Raw genomic sequence first — 18,041 nt, 5'->3', positions numbered from 1 at the left:
GAATTTTCATTAATTAAAAAACAAATTTTTATTTTTTATATCATGATGTATATTTATTAACATCGGTAACCGATGTTAATAAATATACATCCATATTAGGAGCCGTTTATGTTAATTAGGAATTCTTATTACAGGAGGATAATATGAATGACATAGATGACGTGATACAACAACGTAATTTTTTAGAAAATATAGTAAATCACACATTAAGTTTAGCACATGCATATTCAAATGAAGTGGAAGTTTCAGTAGTTAAAACTACAGGAATCACAGTCAGTACTCGCTACGGAAAACTTGAAAATGTAGAATTTAATAATCGCGGTATCTTAGACATAACTATATTTCGTCAACAACGAAAAGGCAATGCTCTTTCGAATGATTTAAATAAGAAAACAATAAACCGTACTGTGGAAGCTGCAGCGGATATAGCATCTTATACTTCTCCAGACCCATATGCTGGAATTGCCGATAAAGAACTATTAGCATTCAATTCTATGAATCTTGACTTATTTCATCCAATTAGTTTAGATACTAAATTAGGAGTGACTCTAGCATCTACAGCAGAAGAAACAGCATTAAAATATGATAAACGTATAATTTATACTGAAGGAGGTAGATTTAGCAGTTATTTTACTACTAAGGTTTTCGGGAATAGTCATGGTATGTTACAAAGTTACACCAGTAGCCAACATTCTTTATGTTGTGGTGTGATTGCTGCAAGCAATGATATTATGGAACAAAATTATGCATATACATTAAGTCGTTCATTTGATGATTTACGTTCACCAGAATGGGTTGGACAAGAATGTGCTCAACGCGCTCTAAATCATTTAAATCCTAAAAAATTAAAAACAATGGAATCTCCAGTATTGTTCTCTGCAGAAGTAGCCACAAGTTTATTCCACCATTTAGCAAGTGCTATTCATGGGGATAATGTATTTCGTAAATCTACTTTTTTATTAAATGATCTGAAGAAAAAAATTTTTCCTTCTTGGATATCAATTAAAGAACGCCCACATGTATTAAAAGGATTGGGCTCGGCCCCATTTGATAGCGAAGGGGTACAAACTTTAAACCGCACTATTGTAGAAGATGGTATATTAAATAGTTGGATTTTAAACAGTTATTCTGCGCGTAAAATGGGATTAAAAAACACTGGACATGCTGACGGCATCTATAATTGGTATATTAGTTATCAAAATTTAAGTTTTGTGGAATTAATTAAGAATATGCGACGCGGCCTTGTTGTCACTAATATAATGGGGCAAGGAATTAATATTACTACCGGAGATTATTCACGTGGAGTAGCTGGTTTTTGGGTAGAAAACGGGAATATTCAATATCCAGTAAATGAAATTGCTATTGCTGGCAATCTAAAAGATATGTTTTATAATATTGATGCTATTGGACACGATATTGAAACACGTAATCATATTCATTGTGGATCCGTTTTAATATCTTCTATGAAAATAGCAGGTATTTAAAATAAAAATTACATACATTTTTACTGAAAAGATCTTTTTTTAAATCGTAAAAATACATGTTATACACAGATATACATAATCAATAAAATTAATGTATCGATTTAACAAATTTTATAGTTTTACAGTGTAAAGAATAACTTTTTAAAAGTTAATTATATTTTTAGATGTAATTAATTATTACATAAATATTATCGAGTATATAAATTATAACTTCTCTAATTTAGGTCGCTACTAACATATATCTAATTTTAATTAAAGTTTTAATAAATAATAAATAAAAAATATCAAAATAGAAAATTGTTAAATATATGAATTTATATCTACACATTATCTGAAAATAAATAATATCAATGATAACATAATTTCCATTGAAATAGTCATACATACAAATAACATCAAAAACTTTAATTTTTAAAAATAATTATTTTTTTAATTATTTAATTAAAGTATTAATAAAAACAGTAATCTCTTCTGAGTAATTATAAACATAATAAAAACACATCACAACATGATAGAAGATAAAATACTCTTAATCTATACAAACGTTAATTGATTGAGATAACATATAATCATACAATCTTTATATAATCGACAATTTACGCATCTAAAACTATTAATAACAAGAATTATTTATCAATATAGTCTGCTACCATCATTAAAAAATAGTTTTACAAAAATAAATCTTTTACCAAATTTTGGTATATCATCATATTTACACATAAATTCAAATATTGTTGCATTTCTATTATTAAATTAAATTAAAACCTTGTAATTATAATTACTGATGACAGATAAAAATTATCTGTTCATAATAATATGATATCTAATTATGTTATGAAGTACATTCACTTATTTAGACACAAATTTATTATTCAAAAAAAATAATTAATTACTTGGTATCTAAAAAATATGATTTAATGTTTTATCAAGTTAACATGATTAACTTTACATGCATGTAAAACTATATATATCAGAAATACTGATTACACTAATATACTTTCAATAAAATAAACAATTATATCTGAAAAATTAAAATAGTTAATAGCTTTATTAGAACATACTTATATATACATATTTTAATGAAAATTAAATTATTAAAAATACTAAGCGTGTTTTAATACATAAAAATAATTTTTTTACGTAATTAAAATCTAATAAATGTTAAATAATAAAATAAATTCGGTATAAATAATTATTTATTTTTTATTTTTCATAATGCTCGATGTTGAATATAATTAATTTGTCCCCATATTTTTAAGCATTTGGTTATTAAAATGGTGCAGCTGAATATCAAAGATGTTATAATATTAACAAGTTATAACCAAGAGAGATCGCTCTATGAATACTGATCAAACTGAGCGCATAGAAATCCCTGTATTGCCTTTGCGTGATGTAGTGGTGTATCCACATATGGTGATTCCGTTATTCGTTGGTCGGGACAAATCAATTAGATGTCTCGAATCCGCCATGAATGACGACAAAAAAGTTATGTTAGTAGCTCAAAAAGAAGCATCAACCGATGAACCAAGTATTAATGACCTTTTTTCAGTTGGAACAGTATCTATAATATTACAGATGCTCAAATTACCAGATGGTACAGTCAAAGTATTAGTAGAAGGACTAGAGCGCGCCCGTATCATTGAGTTAATTGATACTGGAAATCACTTTAAAGCTCAAGCAAGTGCTTTTTTTCATCCTAACGAATTAAACGAACGTGAACAAAAAGTTCTAATGCGCACTGTTATTAATCAATTTGAAGGATTTCTTAAACTTAATAAGAAAATACCCTCTGAAGTTTTAACATCCTTGAATAATATTGACAATGCAGATCGTCTTGCTGATACCATCGCCGCTCATATGCCACTCAAATTAGATGATAAACAATCCATTTTAGAAATGTCAGATGTTACAGAAAGACTAGAATATTTAATAGCAATGATGGAATCAGAAATTGAATTATTACAAGTTGAAAAACGTATTCGCAATCGTGTAAAAAAACAAATGGAAAAGAGCCAACGTGAGTATTACTTAAATGAACAAATGAAAGCTATACAAAAAGAACTGGGAGAACTAGATGCTGTTATTGACGAAAATGAATCTCTTAGACGCAAAATAGAGGCAGCTAAAATGCCTAAAGAGGCACGAAAAAAAGTAGAATCAGAGTGGCAAAAATTAAAAATGATGTCCCCTATGTCTGCTGAAGCTGCTGTAGTTCGTGGATATATTGATTGGATACTATCAGTACCTTGGCATGCAAGAAGTAAAATGAAAAAAGATTTACTTAAAGCTCAAGAAAGCCTGGACAAAGACCACTACGGATTAGAGCGTGTTAAAGATAGAATTTTAGAATATTTAGCAGTACAAAATAGAATAAACAAAATTAAAGGCCCTATTTTATGTTTAGTAGGACCCCCTGGAGTAGGTAAAACATCACTTGGGCGATCTATCGCCAAAGCAACTGGACGTAAATATATACGTATGGCTTTAGGTGGTATGCGCGATGAAGCCGAAATTAGAGGCCACCGTCGTACCTACATTGGATCCATGCCTGGTAAACTTATACAAAAGATGTCCAAAGTTGGAGTAAGGAATCCGTTATTCCTTTTAGATGAAATAGATAAGATGTCTTTAGATATGCGTGGAGATCCAGCTGCTGCTTTGCTAGAAGTATTAGATCCAGAACAAAATACTGCTTTTAATGATCATTATTTAGAAATAGATTATGATTTGTCTGATGTTATGTTTGTTGCTACTTCTAACTCAATGGATATTCCCAGTCCTTTGTTAGATCGAATGGAAGTAATACGTTTATCTGGTTATACCGAAGATGAAAAGTTAAATATAGCACGACAGCATTTATTTACTAAACAAATAGAGCGTAACGCTTTAAAACCAGAAGAACTAACAATTCAAGACGATGCTTTAGTAAATATTATTAGACATTATACGCGCGAAGCTGGAGTACGTAATTTAGAACGTGAAATTTCTAAATTATGTCGTAAAACAGTAAAAATGCTTTTAATGAATAAAAAAATAAGACACATAAGCATTGATAAAAATAATTTAAAAGACTTTCTTGGTGTGCAACGCTACGATTGTACTCATGCAGATCAAGAAAATCGTGTAGGGCAAGTTACGGGATTAGCTTGGACTGAAGTAGGAGGAGATCTTTTAACTATTGAAACTGCTTGTGTTCCTGGAAAAGGAAAATTGACATATACTGGATCTTTAGGTGAAGTTATGCAAGAATCTATTCAAGCTGCATTGACTGTGGTAAGAGCGCGTGCAGATAAATTAGGTATTAATACTGATTTTTATGAAAAAAAAGATATTCATGTACATGTACCAGAAGGAGCTACTCCGAAAGACGGACCAAGCGCTGGAATTGCTATGTGTACTGCTTTAGTTTCTTGTTTAACAGGAAATTCTGTTAAAGCTAGTGTAGCGATGACAGGAGAAATAACTTTAAGGGGGCAAATATTACCTATTGGTGGATTAAAAGAAAAATTGTTAGCTGCGCATCGAGGAGGCATTAAAACAGTATTAATACCGTATGAAAACAAACGCGATTTAGAAGATATGCCAGCTATTGTAGTTAATAATTTGGATATTCATCCAGTCAAACAAATAGACGAAGTTTTAATATTAGCGCTACAAAATATCCCGTTTAATTCTGAAATAACACCTAAAGCATCATTAGTATGACATATCGTGTAATTCGTAAAAAAAACATAGAGATACAATAAAAATAAGGTGTATCATTTGTTGTATTAAAATAATCACATATGAAATATATATAAGAACTATAGTATGATGTTCTAATTAAATAGAAGTAATTTTTATTTTTTTAACAAAAATTCATAAAAAGTTAAATATTACTATTGATTTTTGATTATTATGGATTAAATAATAAAAAAGTTATTTTAATAGAATTAATATTTTTGTATAACACTTCCTCATTTTTTTATACCATGGTTAGTGTGTTTTAATTATTTTAAAAAATTTTGTATATACTATATATGCCTAACGACTATGATATTTCCATTAAATTATATGTTCAGCATTACTAAGTACGCTGTATTTATTTTTATTCGATGATAAGAACAATAGTAATCAAACTATTTGACATATTTTTTTTGAATACCAATATTAACTATTAGCATTAAATGGTAATTAATAAGAAATCCATGCAAATAATTAAAAATTTTTTGTTTTACAGTCAAGGCATATTAAATTAAAATTAAAATACAAAAATCCTGTCATCTTAGTCACACACACTTCATAAATCACATTATAGACGTTTTAATCAACTAATTTCGAAATTAAAAAATATTTTTAAACCACATGATTACAAACACAAAATGTATTTTTAGTTTAAATCTTTACTTATACTTAAATATTTAATTATTACTTGAAAAATTTAAGATAATCACAGATAATCTCCGTAGGGATGTTATCAAATTATCCATAATAATTTTTAAAAAATCGGTCAGGTCTGGAAAGAAGCAGCCGTAATAAAGAACTACGATGGGTATTTTTGTTTAGCATCCCGATAAAGTAAAAAGTAAGGTGGCATTTTAATTTTTATGAGTTTTTCGTATTAATAAAAAAATAAAATATAACTGCATATTTTCACTTCCAGAGGGGTAGTGATAATGTATCTGTTCTTTTAATAATAAAATAGAAATATTTATCAGCATCTTTGTTTGATCTGCCAAATGGATATTTGGTCATATAAAAATATGACTCATGAAATAGAAATGAGTCAAGATATCGTTATTGCAAGTGTTGTGTTTATTTTTTTTAGAACATATTTATCATTATAGTTTTATATTTTCTCAAACATACTAATTTTTCAATTTTTTATGCTTTTACTAAAAACCATAATTTTTAATCTTTAGAATGTACGATGCTGCAGATACAAATAAACAATCCACCAAAAATATCTAAATTAGTTCGATACTAATATCACTAAAAAATATCTTTTACAAATAATTAAATATGTTTAAACAAAAAATTTACAAATTGCTCATAATATTTGAAAAATATATTCAAATTTAATAATTTTTTATCCTAAAATACATTATATATTGACTATATAATCATTTTACGCTTTTTTTTAAAAAAAATAACATGTACTCATTTATCATTAATAACTAAATAATTTGAATACATATTTCAATTATATACATTTATATACCAATCTATTTAAAATATTCTTATAAAAAATATTCATTTATTTAAAATAAATACTTGAAATTTTCACTAAAAATATATATAAGATACATGTATCATATTTAAATTATATTTATTAAAAAACAATATTATAAATTATACAAATATATAATATTGTTTTACGAATAAAGTAGTTTACTAAAATTTAGTGGCAAAAAATTTATATATAAATGTATACAAATCTAAATAAATATTGTTTCTATTTTGAAAAAATATGAGAAATGTTACAGATCAACAATTAGAATTGATCAAAAAAAGTATCCAATTTGTACCTAATTATCCAAAAAAAGGCATTTTATTTCGAGATATCACTGAATTGTTAAAAAATCCTCAAGCATATTCAGCAAGCATTACTCTTTTGGCCTATCATTATAGAAATCATAAATTAAATAAAGTAGTAGGCATAGAAGCTAGAGGATTCTTATTCAGCGCTCCATTAGCATTAATACTGAAACTAGGTTTTATTCCAGCCCGTAAATCAGGAAAATTACCACGTGATACTATTAGAGAGCCATATATTTTAGAATATGATAATGGATTCTTAGAAATACACACCGATGCCATTACTCCAGGTGACCAAGTTTTAATTATAGATGATTTACTAGCAACGGGCGGAACAATCGCAGCAACAGTAAAATTAATCAGACGGTTAGGAGGGGAAGTAAATCATGCTGGATTTATAATAGATTTAGAAAATTTAGGTGGAAAATCATTATTAAAGAAAATAGAAATAAATTCCTATAGTTTAGTGACATTCTCGAATCATTAAAAATATATCCCACTAAACCAATAAGTTTTAGTTCCTATATTTATAATAATTACTATATGAGCTGTATCTTATGAGTTATCAAGTACTCGCCCGTAAGTGGCGTCCAAAAAAATTTTCTGATATTGTAGGGCAAGAACACATCATTCAAGCAATAACACATACTTTTTCATTAAATAAAATTCACCATGCTTATATATTATCCGGTACAAGAGGAGTAGGAAAAACTACTATTGCTCGATTATTCGCAAAAGGATTAAACTGTGAACAAGGCACAACATATATCATGTGTGGTCAATGTAATAATTGTAAAGATATTGAATTAGGTTGTTTTATTGATCTAATTGAAATAGACGCAGCATCACGCACTAAAGTAGAAGATACTAGGGAATTTCTAGATAATGTACAATACATGCCATCTCGGGGTCGCTTTAAAGTATATCTCATAGATGAAGTACATATGTTATCACGTCATAGTTTCAATGCCTTATTAAAGACATTAGAAGAACCACCTGCACATGTTAAATTTATTTTGATTACTACTGAATACCAAAAATTACCGGAGACTATCTTATCCCGATGTTTACAGTTTTACTTGAAACCTCTAAATATTTCTCAAATTATAACTCAACTAACATATATCTTTCATAAAGAAAACATAAACATAGAAACTTCTGCTTTAGAATCATTAGCATATGCATCAAAAGGAAGTATGCGTGACGCGCTTAGTTTGGCAGAACAAGCTATTGTCTTAGGAAATAATGAGATAACTAATAGTGTTATTAATAACATGTTTGGTATATCGAATATCGAACATCCATTATGTTTAATTGAGAGCTTAATTGATGAAGATATACATAATATTATGCACCAAATTGAAAATTTGACCGTTTTGGGAATTCATTGGGATTATGTTTTCAATGAAATTCTTACTATCTTTCAGAAAATAGCTATAGGTCAATTTCTGTCAAATTCTGTACAAAAAGAGAATAACAATGTAGTACAACATATCAATCAACGTATACGTAAATTAAGTAATCGTATTACGCCAGAAAATGTACAATTATATTATCAAATATTTCTAATAGGTCGTCGTGAATTACCTTACGCTCCTAGTCATCGCATGGGAATAGAAATGACCATGTTACGAGCATTAGCTTTTCGTCCTGATGTAGACATAGCAAACAAAAAAAATGGTAATGATAATGGTGATGATAGTATACTTGCAAAATCTATATGCTCAGATAATAAAGCTGAGATAAATACTAATGATACACAATATATTGCTACTGATCCTTTTCAAAAAAAAAATCATAATCAAGGTAGTAAGAATGTATTAAATACAGAAAAATTAAAAAAAACAAATAATCTATTACTCTTAAATTTTAAAAAATCCGAATTACATTTGGATAATACCAAACCCAAAATTTCAAGATCTGTCTCTAATAGAGAGACTACAGATATTACTTCTATAATATTAGAAGCTCGATCAAAGCTATTACAATATAAAGAACGTAACAAGTTAAATGTAATAAAAAAGAAATCAAATTTAACTTTAGAATCTCAAAAAAAAATAAAAGATATATTAGAACGATTTGCCAGTATTAATACAATAATTTTAAAAAATAGTTTTGATCGTTTCGATAAAATTAATAAAAATTTATCAGGATATTTAGAATTTAGTAATAACAGTAATGATAAGGAAAACCTGCATAAAAACTATCGAAATATGCCCGATTTCATACAAGAAATACTGCAAAAAGCAATAAAAAATGATTTATGGATATCACAAATATATTGTTTGTCATTACCAAAATTAGCAAAAAAATTAGTTATGAATTCGTGGAAAGAAAAAATTTCTTCAGATGAAATATGCTTACATGTTCGTTCTGATTACCAACATTTAGATTCTACAGAACTCCGTAATATCATACAAAAATCACTCAGCAATAATATGGGTATACCAATAAAATTACATATAAAAAAAGATGACAATTATGCAATAAAAACACCAATGGAACATTTACATGCTCTATATAAAGAAAAAATATCATTAATAAAACAAGAATTTTCAAGTGATCCGTACGTTAAAATGATTAAATCTTTTTTTGATGCCGAAATAGATGAAAATGATATTCAAGTACTTTACGATCAGAATAAAAACCTGTAAAAATTAATTAAATAAAATATACTATCTCTCAATTATATCTAAATTATGATGTAATATAGCAAATTAATATCAATTTCACATTTTTAAAAATGTGAAATTGATATTAATTAATAAAACTACTATCATGATTTTTTATAATAATTAATTATATATTTTATATATTTAATTGTTGATTGACTATTTAGTCAGTATAAATAGAAACATTACTCTTATAATCTAAAAAGTAATCAGTTAATAAAATATAACTTTATATTTTAGTTATGATACAATAATAATTGTTGAAATCAAATTAATATAAATTTTAATATTTTTAAATATATATTTGGATAAAACGCTACTACTTATATCTGAGTAGATAATATTTTGATATATAATAAGCATTATTTGCTAAATTTTTATAATTTTATTGAGAATTAAATTTGATACGTATTATATTTTTAGGTCCTCCTGGATCCGGAAAAGGAACGCAAGCTCATCTTATTGCAAACAAGTATAACATTCCAAATATTTCTACAGGCACGATGTTACGTCAAGAACTAACTAAAAGTGCACATAAATCCTATAAATTTCATAAAAATATAACAAAGATTATGCATACTGGGGATTTAGTAAATGATGAATTTATGGTGCAATTAATTAAAACACGTATTAATCAACATGACTGTCGTAATGGATTTTTATTAGATGGTTTTCCTAGAACAATTTTGCAAGCAAAATCTATGAAACAATGTAAAATTTTTATAAATTACGTCATAGAATTTTTTGCATCAGATTCTATAATTATTGATCGTATTGTAGGCCGAAGAATACATGCAAGATCTGGAAGAACTTATCATATTAAATTCAATCCACCTAGAAATTATGGATTAGATGATATTACCGGAGAAATTTTAACTACTCGAAAAGATGACCACGAAGAAGCTATACGTAAACGATTAAGTAATTACCACCAACACACTGAACCAGTGTTAGATTATTATCGAGAAGAATCGAAATATAAAAAAATAAAATATTTTTCTGTTGATGGAAATCGTGACATCTCTGAAATCTACAAAGAATTAATTAATATCATTAGTTCATGATACTTATTATCATTTCTCATCATTTCAGTTTTATTATTGATAATTAAATATCATTCATTATAGATAATAACAACGTATAATTGATAGGATAACAATTATACGTTATGGTTTGATTCCAAAAAAAATGTAACCATATATTAATAATTAATTTACATATATAAAAGGACACTAAATACTAATTAATCAGAAACACGATAATGGATATATTACTTTTATAATTAAATACTTAGATCTTCCATCAAATAATAAACATTCAACACAACATTATGGATATATAAATTATTTTAAAATTCATATAAAAAATATAATAAGAAATTTTATTCTAAGTATTATATGTAGTATAATAAAATGTATTCAACAAATATAAAAACATTGATTATATTGACTTCTTTTAATATAATTTCTATGTCTATATTAGAATACGGAACGCATAATGCCATTATATCTCAAAAAAAGCATATTATATTTTCTATTCTATTTTTAAATAAGATAAGTTTAAATTCTGTTAATTAATTTAATAAACTATCTTTTAACAATAAAAATGAGTAATCTATAATAGCACTCACGTTTATTTAATTAAATGCTTATTAATAATTTTTTTTGTATTATAAAGTAATAACACAAGCGCTATAAGAAATCTGCAAACACAACCATAGTTAAAACATTTATTCTTAACAAAAAGACACCACACATACATATCTAAATAATCTTAATGAGTACATGCAATAAAAACTCCTATTTATTATATCTCATACATATACTATAAAGAAAGAGTATGTGCATCTTAACATCATGTTTAACATTACTTTAAACAATAATATTGTTATTTCCCATAAAAATAGTTGTATAACATATATAGATATTTTTTACGATTAATATAAAAATTCTAAATTTAATATTTTATTGTTTCATCTAATGGAAATTCTGTAAATAGGATATCATTATTTTTTTCATTTACTTCTATCATTGAACCGTATTTATCCCAACATCCCAGCACTATTATTCTAAAAACATCTTTTTTGGATCTGTAAATCTTATGAATCGCAGGTTGGTGAGTATGTCCGTGAATCATAATATCCGCATGATTCTGAATTAAAATATCTGTAGCCGTTTTTAAATTAATATTTAATTTTTTTTTTGATTTGTATTTTGTGTGTTGTACGCAACATGAACGTATAGCACTAAATATTCGTGAGCGTATGGATAATGGTAGCGATAAAAATAACCTCTGTACTATAATATGACGTAAACATTTTCTAAATAATTGATATGAATTATCATTGGAACAAAGAATATCTCCATGTAAAATGATTATTTTTTTTCCTGATGCTAATTTTAAAACTTGATTAGAAGATAATAACGTCATTCCGCATTCTCTAGCATACTTCTGTCCTAATAAAAAATCATGATTTCCATGAATAAAATAACACGAAATTCTTTTTTGATTTAATGCTTTCAAAGCTTTGGCGATATTAATATGTAATAGATTACAATCATCATCTCCTAACCAAGTTTCAAACAAGTCTCCTAAAATATAAAGAGATTTAGCGCGCATTGCGCGATAATTTAAAAAACGCAAAAACCCATCAGTAATATATGGGGATTTAGCAGATAAATGAACATCTGAAATAAATAAAATAGACATATGCACACATATATTGAATAATAATGGTTATGATTATTATCACATTTTTAACATTCCAGATCCAAACTATTCGTTAAAAATTTAATAATTAAATATAAATGTTTATTACAAATACACACCACGCTATATACGAATTATAGTGTACACAATTAAATCGTGTCATATGATTGTTAATTATAATTATACTGACTATGAATAAACATTGTCATATGCTTATGATTAAGATAACATATTTTATGTTTTGTATATGAAAGCGATGATTCCCAATACTCAACTAATTAGATTGATATATAATATTGTTTAAAGATCCTATTAAACCTATGAGGCTTATATACTAAAGATCAATATATCGCCGCGTATATTGTAAAATAAATTAAAATGCTTAAAATTTTTAATACCTTAACAAAAAAAAAAGAAAAGTTTATACCTATTAATGCTGGTAAAATTAAAATATATGTTTGTGGTGTTACAGTTTATGATTTATGCCATCTCGGGCATGCCAGAACATTTATAGTATTCGATAGTATTATTCGCTATTTACGTCATTGCGGATATCAGGTGGATTACGTCCGCAATATTACAGATATAGATGATAAAATTATAAAAAAAGCTTATGAAAATAACGAAACTACCGAACAATTAACGAATCGTATGATTCAAGAAATGCATTTAGACTTGGATGCATTAAGTATATTGCGCCCAAATTATGAACCAAAAGTAACTGAACATATTGATATAATCATTAAATTCATTTGTTTGTTAATTTCAAAAAAACATGCATATATTGCCCCTAATGGGGATATAATGTTTTCTGTAAAAACTATGCGCAATTACGGTGTCTTATCTAACAAAGAAAATTCGCCTGAAATACATGATAATATCTTAAAAATATCAAATATAAAAAAAAACCCTATGGATTTTGTATTGTGGAAAAAAACAACATCTAATAATAAACCAGGTGAGCCGTGTTGGTCATCTCCATGGGGATCAGGACGTCCAGGATGGCATATTGAATGTTCTGCTATGAATTATTCCATTTTCGGCAACCAAATAGACATTCATGGTGGAGGATCAGATTTAATTTTTCCACATCATGACAACGAAATTGCTCAATCTGTATGCGCTAATGAGACTTCTTATGCAAATATATGGATGCATTCTGGTCTTTTGTTATTAAACTATGAAAAAATGTCAAAATCATTAAATAATTTTTTTACCATACGTGATATTTTAAAACATTATGATCCTGAAACAATAAGATATTTTTTAATGTCCGCTCATTATCGCAGTCAATTACACTATAATGACGATAATCTTAAAAGCGCACAAACATCTTTAAAACGGCTGTACATAGCTTTACGAGATACTAATCCTACAATCCAACCTAATGGAGGAGAATATTTTATATCAAAATTTATTTCTAAAATGAATGACGACTTCAATACACCAGAGGCATACTCAGTATTATTTGACATAGCACATAGATTAAATAATTTAAAAATTAAAGGTCATTCACTTACTCAAGGTATGGCATCTACCTTAAAATATTTAGCAAATACTATCGGATTGTTACATCAAAATCCAGAAATTTTCTTAAAACAAATAACATCAAAACATAACAAAAATTGTCATTTTGAAAAAATTCAAAAATTAATTCAATGCCGCGAAGTTGCACGAAAAAATAAGCAATGGGAATTAGCTGATAGCATACGAAAAAAATTAACCGTTATGGGAATAACATTGGAAGATGGGTCTACAGGGATAACGAAATGGCATTGCAAATAATATAAATAGTAATAAAAATAATTAAAAATGGAATAAATAAGAATTATCTTACCAAATGATGATCATCATAAGCTTGCAAAGTATTCTGAATAAGTGTTACTACCGTCATTGGACCTACTCCACCGGGAACAGGAGTAATGTATGCAGCTCGTTCATAAGCGCTAGAAAAGTGAACATCACCCACTATATTTCCGTTATTTAATCGATTAATACCAACATCTATTACTATAGCCCCTTGTTTTATCCAACTACCAGGAATAAAATTTGCTTGACCCACTGCCACAATTAATAAATCAGCATTTTCAATGTATATTTTCAAATTTTGAGTAAAACGATGAGTAACAGATACCGTACAACCTGCCAATAATAATTCCATAGTCATAGGCCGACCAACAATATTTGATGCTCCAACTACGACCGCATGTAATACAAACATATCTATATTATACCATTCTAACAAAGTTATAATACCTCGAGAAGTACAAGGACGTAATGTAGGAGATCGTTGACATAAACGCCCGACATTATATGGATGAAAACCATCTACATCTTTATCAGGAGCAATATGTTCTAAAACACTTATTTTATTTAACTTATTTGGTAATGGCAACTGAATTAAAATACCATCTATACGATGGTCATTATTTAAAGTTTCAATCAATTGAAAAATCTCATTTTCAGTAGCCGTAATCGGCAAAGTATAAAGAAATGAAATCAAACCTACTTGTTCACATGCTTTTTTCTTGTTAGTTACATATATCTGAGAAATTGGATTATGTCCTACTAGAATCATAGCTAATCCTGGAGCGCGTTTTCCGGAATTCATATTTTTACGCACTTGTTTAGCTATTTCTTGTTTTATTTTTTCAGAAACATATTTACCATCAATTATCTTAGCGATCATTTTAAAATGTATCCAATAAATTATATACTAACACCATGATATTATTTTCTGTAATATATATTACTATTAATTTTAAATTATATACTTTCTCTAAGCATATACTTCTTAAAAAAAATATTTGATCTAATAAGATATCTCGAAAAGAGAATAATTATTTAGTAAAATATATAAGTGACGCGCCCTTAACTCAATTGGATAGAGTAACAGCCTTCTAAGCTGTAAGTTATAGGTTCGAATCCTATAGGGCGCATTATCATCATATATAATTGGTCACATCAATTGCATAAATCAGTCTTAATTAAATAATTCATATAAAATGGTTTAATGAAAATGTGTATACTTGATAATATATACTTTTGATTTAATAAAAATAGATTTCTAATAAATAATAGTATCGAGCATATTTCATTAGTATAATAAAAATATCATGATATTAGGAATTGTTTTTGCTGTAATCTCAGGATTATTATGGGGATTGATTTTTATAGGTCCTTTATTAATACCAGAATACCCCAGTATATTACAAGCATCGGGTCGTTATATTGCGTTTGGATTAATTTCATTGCCACTATCATGGTATGATAGAGCACGTTTACGCAAATTATTATTAAAAGATTGGTTAGAAGCAATAAAATTAGTTTTAACAGGTCATCTAGTATATTATACTTGTTTAACAAGTGCTATTCAACGCATCGGTGTTCCAATTTCAACCGCTATTATCGGCACATTACCTCTAATGTTAACTGTAACAACACATATCATTTCTCCTAATGAACAAAAATTACCAAATCATACTTTGCTGATATCATTGTGTCTAATGGGAACGGGCTTATTATGTGTAAACATTTCTGAATTGCGATCTGAATTCTTTATACTTAATATATGGCAATACGCAAGCGGAATAATTTTAGCAATTGTTTCCGTTTTATGTTGGACATGGTACGCATTAAGGAATGCACATTGGTTAAAAACACATCCACACAATAAGCCTATGACTTGGGCTAATGCACAAGGAATGGTTACATTACCACTATCGTGTCTCGTTTATTTTTTTGTATGTATCTGCTGTTCAGATCTGATTCAAGATGAATTTGCATTACCCTTCGGGCCTAGACCAATTTTTTTTATTTTTTTGATGGTATTAATTGGATTCTGTTGTTCTTGGTTAGGCACATTCTTTTGGAACGAAGCTAGCCAAAGATTGCCAACAACATTAATAGGACCATTAATTGTGGTGGAAACTGTAGCAGGTTTAATATATTCATGCATACATCAACAATTATGGCCATCTCCCTTAATTTTAATTGGAATGTTCTTACTAATTTCTGGAGTTACATGTATCATGCAAATTCGTAAGAACACACACTAAAATAATTTTTAAAAAAATTATTGATTTTTAAATAAATAATTAGAAGAATTTTTAAAACAGAGCATGTCATTTTAATGTACAACAAATAAAACTCATATATGCACCAAATTAACTATAATCAATAATAAACGATGACAATACTCATACATACAATCATTTAATACATTTATTATTTATATAAGTTCAAATCTGTTAATAACGCATCTTTATTTACCCATTTAATATAATTACATATTGATTAGATTATGTGCACATGAACCCATAACATCATATTATTTCTTAATATTATTGATATTAAATTATTGCATTTATATTAATTATTATTATTTTAATTTTTTTGAAAAAATAACCAAGTACATATATACTTGTGTCATTTTTTTTAGATTCTTAAAATTTTAGCAAAATTAATAATATGTATATAATAAAGTTGATAACTTATTATATAGCGTTTGCTAATTCATAAGATTTTAGAAATCATTTTTCTGTGTCCATTTATTGACATAACAATGCCAAACCCTGCCATTAATACTAATAGAGATGAACCACCATAACTTATTAATGGCAACGGAATACCCACTATTGGTAGTAGCCCGCTAACCATACCAATATTTACGAATATATACATAAACAATACTAACATAAAACTTCCAATAATTAATCGCCCAAACATATGCTGCGTGTTAACAGCAATAAGGAGTCCACGCAGTATAATCCCTAAATATAGTAACAATAATATTAATACCCCAAAAAATCCTAGTTCTTCTCCTATCACTGAAAAAATAAAATCAGTATGACGTTCTGGTAAAAATTCTAACTGTGATTGTGTCCCATGTAGCCATCCTTTCCCAGTGAAACCCCCTGAACCGATAGCAATTTTTGACTGAATAATATGATACCCAGCGCCTTGCGGATCGATTTCTGGATGTAATAATATCTCTATTCTAGAGCGCTGATAATCGTGCATACAAAAAAACCAAAATATAGGAGCAAATAAACCCATGAGTAATAATGTAAACACAATTAATTTCCAACTAATTCCAGATAAAAATAGTGCAAAAAATCCAGAACTAACTGTTAAAATTGCTGTGCCTAAATCTGGTTGTAACAACATAAATATGGTAGGAATCATAATTAATAATAGTACGATACCAACATTTTTTAAGGATGGAGGATGCTGCTCTTTATCAATATAACGCGCTACCATGAGCAAAACAGAAATCTTAACTATTTCTGATGGTTGAAATCTTATGATACCAAAATCTAACCAACGTTGAGCTCCTTTGCTAATTTGACCATTTATATTGACTGATATTAATAATATAAGACATAAAAAATATATATACGGCGTCCAAAATTCATAAGCTCTGGGTGGAACTTGTGCTAAAAAAAACATCAACAATAACCCTCCTATAATTTGAAACACTTTTAGTCGCATCATTTCAAAATTTTGACCACACGCGCTCCACATTATGAACGTTCCGTATAATAATAAACAAATAATCAACAGAAATAATGTTAAATCAATATGGTATTTATTCCATAATGAATTTTTCCAAATAATTTGACTCATGATGCATTACGATAATTAGTTAGATTAACAA

The 18,041-nt window shown here is 27.5% G+C and carries 10 protein-coding genes, 1 tRNA gene and 1 other RNA gene; 9 read left to right on the top strand and 3 right to left on the bottom strand.

Features of this window, described 5'->3' with window-relative positions:
* The first annotated feature begins 143 nt into the window (after window positions 1-143).
* The 6 genes from pmbA (at window position 144) to adk (ending at window position 10,737) form a co-directional block, all read left to right on the top strand.
* Window positions 144-1,484: a metalloprotease PmbA gene (pmbA, locus tag M9396_RS00935; RefSeq protein ID WP_250242344.1), complete on the top strand. Its 1,341-nt coding sequence runs from the start codon at window positions 144-146 to the stop codon at window positions 1,482-1,484.
* Between the two features lie 1,338 nt (window positions 1,485-2,822).
* Complete coding sequence (gene lon / locus M9396_RS00930; RefSeq protein WP_250256765.1) at window positions 2,823-5,189, top strand: endopeptidase La; 2,367 nt, start codon at window positions 2,823-2,825, stop codon at window positions 5,187-5,189.
* A 749-nt stretch (window positions 5,190-5,938) separates the two neighbouring features.
* Window positions 5,939-6,030, top strand: an RNA gene (ffs, locus tag M9396_RS00925) — signal recognition particle sRNA small type.
* A gap of 903 nt (window positions 6,031-6,933) precedes the next feature.
* Window positions 6,934-7,488: an adenine phosphoribosyltransferase gene (gene apt / locus M9396_RS00920; RefSeq protein WP_250256764.1), complete on the top strand. Its 555-nt coding sequence runs from the start codon at window positions 6,934-6,936 to the stop codon at window positions 7,486-7,488.
* Between the two features lie 70 nt (window positions 7,489-7,558).
* Complete coding sequence (gene dnaX, locus M9396_RS00915) at window positions 7,559-9,655, top strand: DNA polymerase III subunit gamma/tau (RefSeq protein ID WP_250256763.1); 2,097 nt, start codon at window positions 7,559-7,561, stop codon at window positions 9,653-9,655.
* Window positions 9,656-10,077: 422 nt separating this feature from the next.
* Entirely contained in the window at window positions 10,078-10,737 is a 660-nt protein-coding gene (gene adk, locus M9396_RS00910) for an adenylate kinase (protein ID WP_250256909.1), read from the top strand.
* Between the two features lie 892 nt (window positions 10,738-11,629).
* On the opposite strand, the gene M9396_RS00905 is transcribed toward adk, so the two are convergent.
* Window positions 11,630-12,382, bottom strand: coding sequence for a UDP-2,3-diacylglucosamine diphosphatase (locus M9396_RS00905; protein ID WP_250256762.1), 753 nt, complete (start codon window positions 12,380-12,382; stop codon window positions 11,630-11,632).
* Between the two features lie 378 nt (window positions 12,383-12,760).
* Between M9396_RS00905 and cysS the strand changes: the two genes are divergently transcribed.
* Window positions 12,761-14,167 (top strand): cysteine--tRNA ligase, encoded by a 1,407-nt coding sequence (gene cysS, locus M9396_RS00900; protein ID WP_250256761.1) that lies wholly within the window; start codon window positions 12,761-12,763, stop codon window positions 14,165-14,167.
* Between the two features lie 43 nt (window positions 14,168-14,210).
* On the opposite strand, the gene folD is transcribed toward cysS, so the two are convergent.
* A complete protein-coding gene (gene folD, locus M9396_RS00895; protein WP_250256760.1) occupies window positions 14,211-15,071 on the bottom strand; it encodes a bifunctional methylenetetrahydrofolate dehydrogenase/methenyltetrahydrofolate cyclohydrolase FolD in 861 nt (286 codons plus the stop codon).
* Between the two features lie 176 nt (window positions 15,072-15,247).
* On the opposite strand from folD, the gene M9396_RS00890 reads away from it, so the two are divergent.
* Window positions 15,248-15,321: transfer RNA gene (locus M9396_RS00890), tRNA-Arg, on the top strand.
* A gap of 177 nt (window positions 15,322-15,498) precedes the next feature.
* Window positions 15,499-16,440: a DMT family transporter gene (locus tag M9396_RS00885; protein ID WP_250256759.1), complete on the top strand. Its 942-nt coding sequence runs from the start codon at window positions 15,499-15,501 to the stop codon at window positions 16,438-16,440.
* A 457-nt stretch (window positions 16,441-16,897) separates the two neighbouring features.
* On the opposite strand, the gene rodA is transcribed toward M9396_RS00885, so the two are convergent.
* Complete coding sequence (rodA, locus tag M9396_RS00880) at window positions 16,898-18,010, bottom strand: rod shape-determining protein RodA (RefSeq protein WP_250256758.1); 1,113 nt, start codon at window positions 18,008-18,010, stop codon at window positions 16,898-16,900.
* Between the last annotated feature and the right edge of the window lie 31 nt (window positions 18,011-18,041).

Origin of the sequence: Blochmannia endosymbiont of Camponotus modoc (genome assembly GCF_023585785.1) — a bacterium.
Lineage (GTDB): Bacteria > Pseudomonadota > Gammaproteobacteria > Enterobacterales > Enterobacteriaceae > Blochmanniella.
This window is presented reverse-complemented; position numbering and strand designations above follow the sequence as displayed.